The sequence below is a fragment of the Actinomycetota bacterium genome, assembly GCA_030774015.1.
Taxonomy (GTDB): domain Bacteria; phylum Actinomycetota; class UBA4738; order UBA4738; family JACQTL01; genus JALYLZ01.
Genome location: JALYLZ010000117.1, coordinates 1 through 14,199, shown reverse-complemented (window position 1 = coordinate 14,199; position 14,199 = coordinate 1). Strand labels below are relative to the sequence as shown.

11 protein-coding genes and 1 tRNA gene are annotated in these 14,199 nt (G+C 71.2%); 5 read left to right on the top strand and 7 right to left on the bottom strand.

All coding sequences use genetic code 11. The features are described from left to right. The first annotated feature begins 77 nt into the window (after positions 1–77). On the top strand, positions 78–2,522 hold the full coding sequence (locus tag M3Q23_11390; protein ID MDP9342670.1) for a transglycosylase domain-containing protein: 2,445 nt from the start codon (positions 78–80) through the stop codon (positions 2,520–2,522). Here the strand turns inward: M3Q23_11390 and M3Q23_11385 are convergent. Beyond that, complete coding sequence (locus M3Q23_11385) at positions 2,519–3,025, bottom strand: GatB/YqeY domain-containing protein (protein ID MDP9342669.1); 507 nt, start codon at positions 3,023–3,025, stop codon at positions 2,519–2,521. The genes M3Q23_11390 and M3Q23_11385 overlap by 4 nt on opposite strands. 14 nt (positions 3,026–3,039) lie before the next feature. On the opposite strand from M3Q23_11385, the gene M3Q23_11380 reads away from it, so the two are divergent. Next, positions 3,040–3,921, top strand: a complete 882-nt coding sequence (locus tag M3Q23_11380; GenBank protein ID MDP9342668.1) for a metallophosphoesterase — start codon at positions 3,040–3,042, stop codon at positions 3,919–3,921. 16 nt (positions 3,922–3,937) lie between these two features. Here M3Q23_11380 and M3Q23_11375 read toward each other — a convergent pair whose 3' ends face one another. Then, entirely contained in the window at positions 3,938–4,972 is a 1,035-nt protein-coding gene (locus M3Q23_11375) for a glycosyltransferase family 4 protein (protein ID MDP9342667.1), read from the bottom strand. 122 nt (positions 4,973–5,094) lie between these two features. On the opposite strand from M3Q23_11375, the gene M3Q23_11370 reads away from it, so the two are divergent. Beyond that, positions 5,095–5,168, top strand: a tRNA-Pro gene (locus tag M3Q23_11370). 4 nt (positions 5,169–5,172) lie between these two features. Here the strand turns inward: M3Q23_11370 and M3Q23_11365 are convergent. Then, positions 5,173–5,469 carry a hypothetical protein gene (locus M3Q23_11365; protein MDP9342666.1) on the bottom strand — a complete coding sequence of 99 codons (297 nt, stop codon included), beginning with the start codon at positions 5,467–5,469 and terminating at the stop codon, positions 5,173–5,175. 52 nt (positions 5,470–5,521) lie between these two features. Here M3Q23_11365 and hemG point away from each other — a divergent pair, with 52 nt between their 5' ends. Further along, the gene (gene hemG, locus M3Q23_11360) at positions 5,522–6,877 is read left to right on the top strand and encodes a protoporphyrinogen oxidase (protein ID MDP9342665.1); all 1,356 of its coding nucleotides are present in this window, start codon (positions 5,522–5,524) and stop codon (positions 6,875–6,877) included. A 61-nt stretch (positions 6,878–6,938) separates the two neighbouring features. Continuing rightward, on the top strand, positions 6,939–8,678 hold the full coding sequence (locus M3Q23_11355; GenBank protein MDP9342664.1) for a Mur ligase family protein: 1,740 nt from the start codon (positions 6,939–6,941) through the stop codon (positions 8,676–8,678). On the opposite strand, the gene M3Q23_11350 is transcribed toward M3Q23_11355, so the two are convergent. The 4 genes from M3Q23_11350 to M3Q23_11335 form a co-directional block, all read right to left on the bottom strand. Further along, the gene (locus tag M3Q23_11350) at positions 8,650–9,084 is read right to left on the bottom strand and encodes a hypothetical protein (GenBank protein MDP9342663.1); all 435 of its coding nucleotides are present in this window, start codon (positions 9,082–9,084) and stop codon (positions 8,650–8,652) included. The two genes, M3Q23_11355 and M3Q23_11350, sit on opposite strands and share 29 nt — an antisense overlap. A gap of 9 nt (positions 9,085–9,093) precedes the next feature. Further along, complete coding sequence (gene cphA, locus M3Q23_11345) at positions 9,094–11,928, bottom strand: cyanophycin synthetase (protein ID MDP9342662.1); 2,835 nt, start codon at positions 11,926–11,928, stop codon at positions 9,094–9,096. A gap of 17 nt (positions 11,929–11,945) precedes the next feature. Next, positions 11,946–12,869 carry a cyanophycinase gene (locus tag M3Q23_11340; protein MDP9342661.1) on the bottom strand — a complete coding sequence of 308 codons (924 nt, stop codon included), beginning with the start codon at positions 12,867–12,869 and terminating at the stop codon, positions 11,946–11,948. Between the two features lie 535 nt (positions 12,870–13,404). Next, positions 13,405–14,199, bottom strand: a 795-nt coding sequence (locus tag M3Q23_11335; protein MDP9342660.1) for an FAD-dependent monooxygenase, incomplete at its 5' end; no start/stop codon positions are given.

Here is a 14,199-nt window from a genome sequence, read left to right as displayed (position 1 = left end):
ACCCTATGGCAGTCACCGTCCAGCGACGAAGATCACTTGGTCCACGTCCCGGGGGGCAACGTCCGCCCCGCGGGCCCGTGGCGTGGCCGCTCCGGCCCGTCCTGCTCCTGCTGATCATGGCCGCGGCCGGCGTGTTCGTGGCCCTCACGTTCCTGCCGATCGTCGGCGCCCTGGGCACCGCCGCCAAGAACGTCGAGCAGAAGCTGGCCCTCCCGGCCAACACCGACATCCAGTTCCCACGGTTCCCGCAGCGCTCCACCATCTTCGCGGAGGACAACACCAGGCTCGCCACGCTGTACCTGGAGAACCGCAAGGTGGTGCACCTCGACCAGATCGCTCCGGTGGGGCGGCGGGCCGTCCTGGCCATCGAGGACTACCAGTTCTTCCACCACGGCGCCATCGACGTGAAGGCCATCGTCCGGGCCGCGCTGGCCAATCTCCGGGCCGGCCACATCACCCAGGGCGGCTCGACCATCACCCAGCAGCTGGTGAAGAACATCACCGGCCACACCGCCGACACCCTGATCCGAAAGCTCCGCGAGGCGCAGCTCGCCGTCAAGATCGAGCAGACCTACACCAAGAAGGAGATCCTGGAGCTGTACCTGAACGAGATCTACCTGGGGAACGGCGTGTACGGCCTGGAGGCGGCGTCGGAGTTCTATTTCGGCCACCACGCCAACCTGCTGACCCTCCCCGAGGCGGCCATGCTCGCCGGCATGATCTCCAACCCATCCCAGTACGATCCGCTGGCCGACCCCACCGCCACGCTCGATCGCCGCAACGTCGTGCTGGCCCGGATGGCCCAGATCGGGTGGATCAGCCAGGACAAGGCGACCACGATGGAGGCCCTGCCGCTCGGCCTCTCCAAGAACGCCGGCAAACCGCTCCAGTCGCGCCAGCCGTTCTTCGTGCAGTTCGTCCGAAAGCTGATCGAGGAGAACAAGGACGGGCAGTTCGACGTTCTCGGCGCCACCAAGAACCAGCGCGTCCACGCGCTGTACCAGGGCGGACTGTCGATCTACACGACCCTGAACCCGGCCTGGGAGTCCACCGCGCTCCACGTCATCAAGAGCCACCTCCCGCTCAACTCCGACCCGCAGTCCTCCATCGCCACCGTGGAACCGGGGACCGGAGCGATCCGCGTGCTGGCCTCGGGCCGGAACTTCTCCCAGACCCAGACCGATCTGGTGAGCGGCCTGGACGGGCTGGGCCGGCGCCAGACGGGGTCGGCGTTCAAGCCGTTCACGCTGGTCGCGGCGTTCCGCCAGGGCATCCCTCCGACCAGGGAGTACAGCTCGGCCTCTCCCGTCGACCTGTCCAAGGAGTGCAACGGCTGGAAGCCGTTCAACGCGGAGGGCGCCGGGGACTCCGGGTTCGTGGACCTGTACACGGCGACCGCCGACTCCATCAACGTGGTGTTCGGGCAGCTGGCCCGTGACGTGGGGCCGCCCAACATCGCCCGGGCCGCCGAGGACATGGGCATCCCCGGGGACACCCTTCCCCAGGGGGGAGCCGACTGCTCCATCACCCTGGGAACGGGCTCGGTCTCGCCCCTGGACATGGCCACCGCATACGCCACGCTGGCCGACGACGGCATGTACTGCCCCTACTACGCCGTGGAGCGGATCGTGGGGCCGGGCGGGAAGACCATCTACCAGCACGACCCGACCTCCCAGTGCCACCAGGTGGTCAAGAAGGACATCGCCCTGCTGGTCACCGACATGCTGAAAGGGGTGGTCGCCCACGGCACGGGCACGCGAGCCAACATCGGGAGGCCGCAGGCCGGCAAGACCGGCACCAACGAGGAGTTCAAGGATGCCTGGTTCTGCGGGTACGTGCCCCAGCTGGCCACCGCGATATGGGTGGGGTACCCGGGCGTTCCCCGCAGCATGCTGGGCGTCGAGGGGTTCCCGGAGATGTTCGGAGGCGACATCCCGGCCGAGGAATGGCACGACGTGATGTCGGTGTTCGTGCGGGGCATGCCGCCCAAGGACTGGCCGCCGCCGCCGCCGCCGCCGACCGGAACCGTCCCGGACGTGGTGGGCAAGGCGCAGGACGAGGCCATCAAGATCCTGGGTGACGCGAACTTCTCGCCCATGGTGGCAGGACAGGTCAACTCCACCCTGCCGGCGGGGACGGTGGCCTCCCAGAGTCCGGGCGGAGGATCGACCGTCGAGCTCGGGTCGATCGTCAACCTGTACATCAGCAACGGCCAGCCGCCGAAGGCCCAGGTTCCGGGCGTGGTGGGGCTTCCCGAGGCGGCGGCGAGGTCCGCGCTGGCCGGCGCGGGGTTCAACGTCGCGGTGAACGAGGTGCTGGTGGCCGACCCGGCCCAGGACGGGCTGGTGCTCCAGCAGCAGCCCGGGCCCGGGGCGAGCGTGCTGGCGGGTTCCACGGTGACCATCACGGTGGGGCGGTTCACCCAGCCGTCTCCGCCCCCGCCGCCACCCAGCCCACCGCCGACGACACCGCCGGGGCCGACCGGACCGACCGGACCCACGGGACCGGGGGCGCGCCGCTAGGAGGTGGGGGACCCCAGCTCGCCCAGGCGGGCCCGGACCCTGGCCTGGACCGCCGAGCCGTCGACCTTTCCCTTGGCCCGGCCCATGACGTGGCCCATGACCTTGCCCATCTCCTTGAGGTCGGTGGCGCCGGTGGCGGCGATGGCCTCGTCGACCAGGGCGTCGACCTCCTCCTCGGAGAGCTGCGGCGGGAGGTAGGCGGACAGGACGTCGCGCTCCTCGCGCTCCCGGGCCGCCAGCTCCTCGCGCCCGCCGCGCTCGTAGGCCTCGATGCTCTCGCCGCGCCGCCGGACCTCCCGCCCCACCACCTCGCGGAACTCCTCCTCGGTGAGGGGCCGCCTCAGCTCGACCTCGCGGTTGTGGACCGAGGACGACAGCAGCCGAAGGGCCGCCAGCCGGACCTTCTGCCCGGACTTCAGGGCGGTGCGGATCTCGGCGGCCAGCCGCTCCTCGAGGTCCGTGGCCTTCGTGGCCTTCGTGGCCTCTGTGGCCTCATCCCCCACGTAGACTCCCCTTCGTGGTCTGGTGGATCGTCGCGGCCGTCCTGGTGGCCGGCGCCCTGTGCGTGGCCTACGGGATGGCCATCGAACAGACGTGGTTTCGCCTATCCCGGTACCGCCTGGACATCCTACCGGCGGACGCCGGCAGGCTCTCGATCCTGCACCTGTCCGACCTGCACTTCCAGCCGGACGACCGGCGGAAGGCGCGGTTCCTGGCCGGCCTCCCGACGGCCGACGTCGCCGTCGTCACCGGCGACATCCTGGGTGAGGCCGACGCGGTCGAGCCGGTGGTCGAGGCGCTCCGGCCGGTCCGGGGCCGCCTGGCGTCCTACTTCGTCCTGGGCTCGAACGACTACTACCGGCCCAGGCCCACCAGCTACCTCAAGTACTTCTTCCCGGGCGGCACGTCCCGGCGGCGCCGGCTGACCCGCAGCCGCGACCGCGAGCTGGTCGAGCAGCTCACCGCGGACGGGTGGGTGTACCTGCACAACGTCCGCCGCGACATCTCGCTGAACGGGACCCGCCTGGAGGTCGTGGGGCTGGACGATCCCCACATCCACCGGAGCGACCTGCGGGTGGCGCCCCGGCGCTCGCAGGAACGGTTCGGCCTGGCGGTGGTGCACTCGCCGGACCCGGCCCCCGAGCTCGCCGCCCTCGGGTACGAGCTGATCGTGGCCGGCCACACCCACGGCGGCCAGGTCCGGCTGCCGGTGGTGGGAGCCCTGGTCACGAACTCGCACATGCCGAGACGGATGGCCAGCGGCATGTTCCGGCTGGGACCGTCGTACCTGCACGTGTCGCAGGGCATGGGGACGAGCAAGTACGCGCCGTTCCGGTTCCTGTGCCGGCCGGGGGCCACCCTCCTCGACCTGCAACCGGCCGACGGCCACGCCGGGTAGGCTCGCCAGGCCGCGTTCAGGACTCTTCGGCGAGCACGCGTTCGAAGGCGCGTTCGTAGCCCTGGACCATGGCCTCCTTCGAGAACAGCCGCTCGACACGAGCTCGGCACGCCTTGGGGTCGATCTCGTCCAGCCGGCCCAGGCACTCCACGGCCGCCGCCGGGTAGTCCTCGACCGGCACGATGAACCCCGTCTCGCCGTCCGCGATCACCTCGGGAACCGAGCCCCGCGGAGTGGCGATGACCGGCGTCCCGCACGCCATGGCCTCCGTCATGACCAGGCCGAACGGCTCCTCCCAGTCGATCGGGAACAGGACCGCCCTCGCGCGGGCCAGGAGCTCGACCTTCCCCTCGTGGTCGATCTCGTCGTGGACCACCGTTCCCGGCGGCAGGTGGGGCTTGGCGTCGCGTTCCCAGTGCTCCCGCTCGTGCGGATCGGCCATCTTCAGCGCGAGCACCAGCGGCAGCCCGGCCTTCTTCGCCGTCAGGACCGCCCGGAGCAGCCCTTTCTCCGGCGCCGCACGCCCCAGGAACAACAGGTACTCGTCCTTGTCGGCCTGGAATGGGTACTGCTCCAGGTCGATGCCGTTGTAGACGACACCCGCGTACCGGAGCTCCTCCATCTGGCGGCGCTGCGACTCGCTGATGGCGACGAACCACGCCCGGTCCCCGACCCGGTCGAACAGGTCGCGCATCCGGTCGTTGATCGAGCCGTGGACGGTGAGCACGATGGGCCGGCCGCACAGGGTCCCGGCCACCAGCGCCGCCCACGGCACGTGGAGGTGGTACAGGTCGAACCGTCCGGGGTCCCGAAACGCGTGCAGCGCGTGCACTGTGTCGTGGTAGACGGAATTGATCCAGGTGGCCCCGGGGGCGTGCTCGAACACGTATTCCAGGCGGGCCTTGGTGGTGGAGTCACCGGTGGCGAACAGGGTCACGTCGTGGCCGTGCTCCGCCAGTCCGTCGGCCACGAGCGACACCACCCACTCGATCCCGCCGTAGCCCTTGGGCGGAACGGCGATCCAGGGGGGAGCGACCTCGGCGATCCTCACGATCGGGGCTTTCGAAGCATACCCACGTGCCTTCCCTTCCCATACGGGACCGCATCGCAAACGGCCGGGGGACGATCCTGGCCAGCCGCTACACTAAGCGCCTGGCCGGCCCAGCCGGCCGACGGGACGTAGCGCAGTTTGGTAGCGCGCAGCGTTCGGGACGCTGAGGTCGCGGGTTCAAATCCCGCCGTCCCGACTCATCACGAGTCAGCCCCCCCGGAGCCCGGCCATTCGGGCTTGGGCTTCTTCTCCCGCAGCAGGTCGTCCAGCGACTGCTTCGGCTTCTGCTCCCCGGCGAGCAGGTCGTCCAGCCCGCTGCCCGGCGTGAGGTCCCCGGCCGCCTCCAGCATGTCGTCGAGCGATTTCCCGGGGTCACCTTTCAGCCGGATGCGGAGCGCGGCCAGCACCGACGCGTGGCGGTTGGAGAGGCCTTGGGCGATCTTGATCTCGGTGAGCGTCTGCTCGGCACGCCGCAGGAGCTTCTCGTCGTCGTCCATGCGATGAGTCTGCCACCGGACGCCGCGCGCTGCCTCCGTAGGATAGGGAACCGTGAAGCTCGTGGTCGTGGGGGGCGGGATCGCTGGGCTGGCCGCGGCCCGAGCCGCGCGGATGGAGGCCGCCTCTTCGGGCACCGCCGTCGAGATCACCGTGCTGGAGGCCTCCGAGCGCCTGGGCGGCAAGCTGTGGACCGAGACGATCGACGGGGCCGCCCTGGAGTGGGGGCCCGACTCGTTCCTGGCCACCAAGCCGTGGGCCCGGGAACTGGCGGAGGAGCTCGGCCTAGAGCTGGTGTCCCCGCGGCCCCAGGCCTCCCGAGCGTTCCTGCTGGTGGACGGGCGGCTCCGGCTCCTGCCGCCCGGCCTGGCCATGGGCATCCCGACGCGGGCCTCGGCTCTGGTGGAGGCGGTCCGGGCGGGGATCGTCGGGCCGGGCGGGGCGCTTCGGGCGTGGGCCGACCGCGTGCTGCCGGCAGAGCCGAACGGGACCATGGAGCCCTCGGTGGGCGAGATGGCCCGGCGCCGATTCGGCCGGTCGTGGACGGACCGCGTGATCGCTCCCCTGATCGTCGGCGTGTACGGCGTGCCTCTCGGCGAGGTCAGCTTCGGCCACGCGTACCCGGACGCGCTCGGCGCGCGCAGCCTGATCGCGGCGGCGCGCCGGCGTCCGCGGCCATCCGGCCCGATGTTCCTTTCGGTGCGCGGCGGCATGGGCCGCCTGGTCGCAGCCCTGGTCGAGGATCTCGCGGACGCCCGGCTCCGGACCGGCTGCGCCGCGGAGTCGATCTCAGTGGACGGCGAGGGGCTGAGCGTGGGAGCGATGGGCGAGGACGTTCGCGCTGACGCGATCCTGCTGGCCGTCCCCGCCCCGGCGGCGGCCCGCCTGCTCGAGACCGTGGCGCCGGAGGCCGCCGGGCCGCTCAGGGACATCCGGTACAGCGCCTCCGCGGTGGTGCTCCTCGGCTACGAGTCCGGGACCATCGGTCGCCCGCTGGACGGTTCCGGCTACCTCGTCGCGCCCCAGGAGCGGGCGATCGTGGCGGCGTGCTCCTGGCTTCCGGTGAAGTGGGCCCATGCGGCGTCCGCCGAGCGCGTGTGGCTCCGCGCCGTGGTCACCGACGCGAAAGCGCTGGCGCTGCCCGACGACGTCCTGAAGGGTAGGGTCCGCGACGAGGTCGACGCGGCCATGGAGGCGATCCGCCCTGCGGCGGACGTTCGCGTGCGCCGCTGGGCCCGGTCCCTCCCCGTCTTCGGGCTCGGCCACGCGAACCGCGTCGCCGCCATCCGCCGCTCGCTCCCTGAGAAGATCACCTTGGCCGGCGCCTACCTCGAGGGCCTCGGTGTGTCCGACTGCATCCGAACGGGCCAGGAAGCCGCCCGGCGCCTTGTCCGACCCGCCGCCGGGTAGGGTCGAACCGCCGCTCGACGAGCCGAACCGGCGCCCGCCACACGGTACAGTCCGCGCCGAGATGGGGACCCCGCGGGTCACGCTCGTCGAGCTGCGGGTGCTGGACGGCCCGAACCTGTACTTCCCACGCCCCGCGATCAAGCTGACCCTCGCCGTTCCGGCATGGATGGCGCTTCCCGAGGAGCGAGCGGCCGCTCTGGCCGCGCGGCTGGGCCTGCCGTCCGGTCCGGGCGCCAGGCCCGGGACTCCGGGAACCGTCCACCGGCGCCGCTTCGCGGCTCGGCTGGCCGGCCACCTGACCCGGCGCCTGGCCGCCGCCACGGGAACCAACCTGGCCGTCCGCTCCCGCGCCGGCCCCGAGCCCGACCAGGTCGTGGTGGCGTACCCATGGCGCCGGAGGAACGCAGCGGAGGTCTTCGGACGCGAGGCGGCGGCGCTCATGGCAGCCGTCCTGGACGCCAGGCGTTCCTTCCACCGCGCGATCGTCGAGCGAGCGGCCCCGGTCTTCGCGGCCGACCCCGGACCGTCGCCCACCGTCCCCGCGCCCTCCATCCCGGTGGTCGCCGTGACCGGCACCAACGGGAAGACCACCACGGTTCGCCTGCTGGCCCACATCGGAAGGACCGCGGGACTGTCCGTGGCCTACTCGTCCACCGACGGCGTGTACGTCGACGGGCGGCTCATCGAGGAAGGGGACTACTCCGGGTTCGGAGGAGCCGGGACTGCGCTCACCCAGCCGGGCGTCCAGCTTGCCGTGCTGGAGACGGCGCGGGGCGGCATCCTGCTGCGCGGCATCGGCACCGCCCACAACGACGTGGCCGTGGTCACCAACGTGTCCGCGGACCATCTGGGGCTGCACGGCATCCACACGCTGGACCAGCTCTCGGAGGTGAAGTCGACCATCGTGCGGATCACCAGGCCGGACGGGTGGGACGTCCTGAACGCGGACGACCCCCGCGTGCTGGCCATGCGGCGGTTGGCGACCGGACGTTCGTTCCTGTACTCCCTCGACGCCGACCACCCGGCGCTGCGCATCGCCCTGGCCGAGCACGGCCGGGCCATGACGGTCATCGACGGCGCGCTCGCGGTCCTGGACCCCGGACACGACCCCGAGCCGCTGATTCTTTTGGAGGACGTCCCGGTGACGCTTGCCGGCATCTCCCGCCACAACATCCACAACGCGATGGCGGCCGCGGCGGCCGCCCTGTCGGTGGGCCTCCCCACGAAGGCCGTCGTCCGGGGCCTCCGCACGTTCGTGCTGGACCCGGAGACGAACCCCGGCCGCGCCAACCTGTTCGAGCTGGACGGGCGGATCGTCGTGGTCGACTACGCCCACAACGAAGCGGGCATGGCCGGGCTCACCGAGCTGGCACGGGGCCTGCGAGCGCCGGGCCGTGCGATCTGGCTGACGTACGGCGCAGCCGGGGACCGCACCGACGAGGTCCTCCACGGCATGGGGTACCTGGCGGCTCGAGGCGCCGACCACGTGGCCGTCGCGGAGCTCCACCGCTACCTGCGGGGACGCGATGCGCGTGAGCTGGTGGACCTGTTGATCACCGGCGCAGACGACGGCGGTGCGACCGACGTGCCCGTGTTCCCTGACGAGATCCACGCCCTGGAATGGATGCTCGCTTCGTCCAAGCGCGCCGACGTCGTCGTCGTCACCGCCCTCGGCCAGCGCCCCGAGATCTTCAAGCTGCTGGAAGGCCGCGGCGCGAAGCGTGTCGGACCCAGCCGCGTCCGCCAGCTGGTCCGCCGCGCCCGGAGCGCGGTCAGCCTTCCCAGAGGCTCACATACCTGACCGACCTGGTCTCGGGAAGACCCTTCTCGCGGCGGCTCACGTCACGGAAGCCGGTCGCGACGATCCCCACACCTATCGAGATCGGAAGAACCACGTGCACCCAGAGGTTGTTCCACGGAGCCATGGTCAACGAGAACAGGCCCGTGATGACGACGATGGCCAGCGCTCGCAGGAGCACCTCCGGCCGGCTTGGCGGCCGGGGGGGCTTGAACACTCCTCGCCGGGTGAGCATGCAGAACAACCCGAGCAACGACACGGATGCGCCAACGACGACGGCATCGACCGTGTTGCCGAGCGACGATTGGCGAGGGAAGGGACCTGACGCATAGGCGAGGTACCCGACCGGCGCCCCCGACACGAGCAGTGCCAGTCTCGCCCACGTCCACACGCGGCTCCTGCCGCTCATCGCCGTCCTCTACAGGCCGAGCTCGAACTGGACGAGGTCGGGGTCGCCGCTGAGGCCCTCGACCTGGCCGTCGCCGCCCTCTCGGGCGGGGAGCACGCTTGGCTGAGCCAAGGACCGGCGCACCTCCAGCTCCTTCCACACCTCGGTGGCGTAGTCCACGCACAGCACCACCAGGTCGCCCGGCCTGCTGTGGTCGAGGGCCCGCCGGGTGGCCTCCATCTCGTCCAGCTCGACCTCCACGCTGCCCGCCCGACCTCCGGCCCGCATGCCCTCGTGCACGCCTTCCAGGACGTGGGCGGCAACCTCGCCGGGCTTGCGACCGCGGAGGTTCCGGTCCTCCCGGATGATGATCTCGTCGAAGTATTTCGCCGCCACGCGCCCCAGCTCGCGCATGTCCTCGTCGCGGCGGTCACCCGGGGTGGCGATCACGGCCACGCGCAGGTTGGCGGTCCACGTCGGCGCGCCGGGCGGGCCCATGGGCGCCCCGGTCGTCATCTGCTCGACGAACTCGCCCACCCCCTGGAGCCCGTGGGCGTTGTGCGCGTAGTCGACCAGCACCTTGACCCCACCCAGCTCGAACAGGTTCAGGCGCCCCGGTGCCTGGTAGTAGGAGGTCGTGAACGTCCGCAGGCCCTGGCGTATGTCGTGGAGGTGGGCTCCCGCAGCATGGGCCGCCCCCGCCGCCGCCATCGCGTTCTGGACCATCATGCGGGCCCGGCCCTCGAACGTCGCCGGCAGCAGGTGGACCCAGGCGATCGGCATGGTCCGCCGGCCCTCCCGGATCACCATCATCTCGCCCCGAGGTCCCCGGTCCAGCACCACCGCCTTGCGGCCCCGACGGATCCACCGCTCCACCAGGTCGTCGCGATCACGCATGGAGAACAGGATCACCGAGCCCGAGCAGTGCCGCCGCATCTCCGCCACCAGCTCATCGTCCGCGTTCAGCACGGCGGTGCCGGTCCGGGGCACCGCCTCCACGATCACCCGCTTCACCGCGGCCAGCTGCTCCAGCGAGTTGACGTCCCGAAGCCCCAGGTGGTCGCCGGTCACGTTCAGCACCACGGCCACGTCGTTGCGGCCGTAGCCCAGGCCCTCCCGGAGGATCCCGCCTCGGGCCACCTCGAAGACGGCGAAGTCCACGCGCGGGTTCTGCAACACCATCTGGGCCGACTTCGGCCCTGCGGCGTCGGCCCGCTTCACCAGCCGCTCGTCGATGTAGATGCCGTCGGTCGAGGTCAGCCCGACCTTGTGGCCCATCCCCTTCATGATGTGGGCGATCATCCGCACGGTGGTGGTCTTTCCGTTCGAGCCGGTCACGGCCACGATCGGGATCCGCGACGGCGTCCCGGGCGGGAACAGCAGGTCGATGACGGGCTTGGCCACGTACTGCGGCTCGCCTTCGGTGGGGTTCGTGTGCATGCGGAACCCCGGTGCGGCGTTCACCTCGACGATGGCGCCGCCGGTCTCCCGAACGGGCTGGGAGATGTCCGGGGTCAGGAAGTCGATGCCCGCGACGTCCAGGCCGATGACCCGGGCCGCCTCCTCGGCGATCTCCACGTTCTCCTCGTGCGCGTCCCAGGTCCGGTCGATGGAGATCCCGCCGGTGGACATGTTCCCCGTGGCGGCGAGCTTCACGAACGCGTCCCTGGGCGGCACGTCGTCCAGCTCGAAACCCTGCTTTCGGACCAGCTCCTCGGCAACGGGGTCCAGCTTGATCCTGGTCAGGACCTTCTCGTGGCCGATGCCGCGCCGGGGGTCCTGGTTCGTCCGCTCCACCAGCTGGCGGACCGTGTGCTTCCCGTCCCCGACGACGTGCGCGGGGATCCGCTCGGCCACGGCCACCATGTGCCCGCCGATCACCAGCACCCGGTAGTCGTTCCCGGTGACGTAGCTCTCCACCACCGCGGCCTTGCGGCGGGCCTCCTCCAGCGACTGCTTGAACCCGGACCGAACGGCGTGCTCGTCGCGGAGCTCGAGCATCACGCCCCGGCCGTGGTTGCCGTCGATCGGCTTGGTCACCACCGGGTAGCCGATCCGACGGGCCGCGGCCACGGCTTCCTGCTGGGTCCGCACGATCTCGCCCCGGGGCACCGGCAGCCCCGCCGCGGCCAGCAGCTGCGTGGTGAGCTTCTTGTCGCCCGCGATGTCCACCGCCAGCGCCGGGGTCAGCGACGTCATGGTGGCCCGGACCCGCCGCTGGTACTTCCCCTGCCCCAGCTGGAGAAGCGAGGCCTCGTTCAGGCGGAGGTACGGGATGTCCCGGTTGGCCGCCTCGTCCAGGATGGCCTGGGTGGATGGACCGAACGCGCGCCGCTCCGTCAGCAGGATGAGCGCTTCCAGCTCGGCCGGGAAGTCGAACCCCTCCTCCGGCTTCACCAGGTCGTTCACCAGGCGGACGGCGAGCTTGCCGGCGGCCACGCCGACCTGCTCCTCGACGTAGCCGTAGATCACGTTGTACTGCCCGGGCTCGGTCGCGCTTCGGGTCTTGCCCCGGTAGATGTGCGCCCCGGACTCGCGCTGGAGCTCGAGGGCGATGTGCTCGGCCACGTGTCCCAGCCACGTCCCCTCGTTCAGCCGTTCCACGAACCCGCCGGCGCGCCCCACCGAGCAGGAGTGCTCGGCGATCCCCGGCAGCCGCTGGAGGAGCTTCTTGGTGAACCCCCGGAGCGTGTTTGACGGCCAGTGCTCGAGCGAGCCCAGGTCGACCAGGAGGCGGATGCACGGCTCATAGGACCAGTAGTTGGGCCCCCGGAAGATCTGGGTCTCCAGGATGCGGAGGTCCGGGGCGGCAGGGGGCTTCCGCGCGCCCGGCTCCCGGCGGGTGCGCTCTCGTGCGGCCACCATCCTCGTCCGGGAGGCGCTCACTCCGAGGCCTCCCGCTCCTCCCGGGACGCCCGCCGATCCATCACGAAGCTGTCCGCGCCCTCCGCGGCGATCTCCCGGGAGACCCGGCGAAGCCGGCGCTGGGCGGTTTCCCGCCGCTGAGTCGTCCGGCGGACGTGGGGCTCCGGAGCCGCCAGCAGCGTCCGGCTCTTGAGGTCGAACCGGTAGCCCGCCGGCAGGGAGTGCAGCACGGCCCCCGACACCATCATGGGGCGGTGTCCCTTGGTCTGGAACGCGTCCGTCGTCACGTTGGAGCCGTCCACGACGGTGACGGCGCCCCGCCCGATGACTTCCATGGTGTCGTCCCCGTACACGATGGCCGCGGTGTCCTCGTCCAGGCCCAGGCCGACCAGTGAGGGCGACTGCGCGACCACCGCCAGCAGGCGCCCGAGGCGGGTGCGCTGCTCGAAGTGCTGGTCGACCACCACGCCGCGGAGCAACCCGAGCCCGGCAGACATGTGCGCCATCCGGTGCTTCGGCGTCGCCCCCGACATCCCGAACGCCATCATGTGCGTGGCCACGGCGCTGGCGCCGGCGGAGGTCCCCGCGATCACCGCGCCCCGCTCGCGGGCCGCGATCAGGGCCGCCCCCAGGGCGGTCCCCACCACCACGGAGGAGAGGCGGAGCTGGTTCCCGCCCGTCAGGAACACCCCCGTGGCCTGCTCGACCACGTCGGACATGGACCGGTCGTTGGCGTACACCCGGGTCACCGGCCGGAGTCCCCACACGTGGGCCGCTCCGAAGCTGGTGAACAGCGTCGAGTACAGCTCGGTGGCCTCGTCGCCCAGGCTCGAAGCGGTGGCGATCACCACGATCCGCGCCTCGGTGCCGCCGGCGAGCTCGACGAACCGGGCCAGGATGACCTTGTCCCGGAGCTTGTCCTCGGCTCCCCCGATCGCCATGACCGGTCCAGGTCCGTCACCGGCCGGACCTGGGGTCCCTCGGGCTCGCTCCGTCATGGACGGCAGTCTACCGGCGCGCCGGGGCCGACCCTCACTGGCCGCGCTAAGGCGCGACGGCGCGAGGGCGAGGCTCCTAGACCGTCGCCCGGCGCTTCGGGGTCCGGCTCGTCGGCACCGCCCGCACTCGACCAGCAGCGTCGCGGCCACCGTCGCCCCGTCGGTGCGGATCGTGCCGGCCACGGCGGTCGCTCGTGCGCGGGTCTCGGGGGTCAGAGTGGTCCTGAGCGCGGCTGACAGGGACTCGGTGGTCGGAGTCGGACCGTCGTGTGCCGTGCCGATGCCCAGGTCGGCCACCCGCCCGGCCCTTCACCCTCCTCGCCGACGCCCTGCGCGTCCACCGCCTGGGACCGGCAAAGTAAGCATCAGTCACGTGGAGGCGGGTGCATCAACGTTTGTGGCGTCGCAGTTGCGGTTCGGGTGTGCGAGTCGACGTCTACTCCATTCGGCGTTCGGTTGGGCCGAGCATCGCGTCGCGTCATGGTGATCCGAACCAGGTAGTCAGCGCGTCGCGCAATCCGGTATCTATACCGTCCCCCACCCAGGCGATGTATCCATCGGGTCTGATCAGCACGGCAGCAGGGGCTGCTACTTGGCCCAGGGCCGGAAGCTCCCAATCGCCGGCATATTTGGCGTCGATCGTCAACACTCGGTGTGCCCATGGGGAGATGTCGAAACCCCAGGGCTTGCCGAGGTTCAGAAGGACCGGGTGGGCGTCGTGAAGGAGGGTGAATACTCGCACCGTTCCACCGGGGGTGACCAGGTCGAGATCGGGCATGCGGCGTCCGAGCAGCGGGTGTCCCTCGCCCAGGTCGTAATGAATGTCCAGACCGGACATCATCGCGGCGAATCGTTTACGCGGCTCGTCCATGCTGAGGAGCTCGGCCACGGTGTCGCCCAAGGCCTTCGTGCGTTCGTCTGGGCGGAGCAGCGCGACTTGCGCCATCGTGTTGCGCAGCACGCGGGCAGCGACCGGGTGGCGCTCGGCATGGTAGGTATCCAGCAGGCTTTCCGACGCTGTCTGGTGGACCACCTGGGCCAGCTTCCATCCCAGATTCACCGCATCCTGCACACCGGTGTTGAGGCCCTGTCCACCGACCGGGGAATGCACGTGCGCCGCGTTGCCGGCCAGCAGGACCCGTCCTTCGCGGTAGGCCGCGGCCTGCCGGGTCATGTCGGTGAACCTCGTGATCCAGGTGGGACTGTGGATCCCGTAGTCGGTCCCGTATACGGCGATGAGGCCCTCGCTGAGATCGCGCAGGGTGGGCTCGCT

Excerpts from the sequence above, each read along its gene's own strand:
- M3Q23_11350 (MDP9342663.1), bottom strand. The coding sequence starts at position 9,084 with ATGAGCGGCAGGAGCCGCGTGTGGACGTGGGCGAGACTGGCACTGCTC.
- M3Q23_11340 (MDP9342661.1), bottom strand. The coding sequence starts at position 12,869 with ATGGCGATCGGGGGAGCCGAGGACAAGCTCCGGGACAAGGTCATCCTG.
- M3Q23_11355 (MDP9342664.1), top strand. The coding sequence starts at position 6,939 with ATGGGGACCCCGCGGGTCACGCTCGTCGAGCTGCGGGTGCTGGACGGC.
- cphA (MDP9342662.1), bottom strand. The coding sequence starts at position 11,928 with ATGGTGGCCGCACGAGAGCGCACCCGCCGGGAGCCGGGCGCGCGGAAG.
- M3Q23_11365 (MDP9342666.1), bottom strand. The coding sequence starts at position 5,469 with ATGGACGACGACGAGAAGCTCCTGCGGCGTGCCGAGCAGACGCTCACC.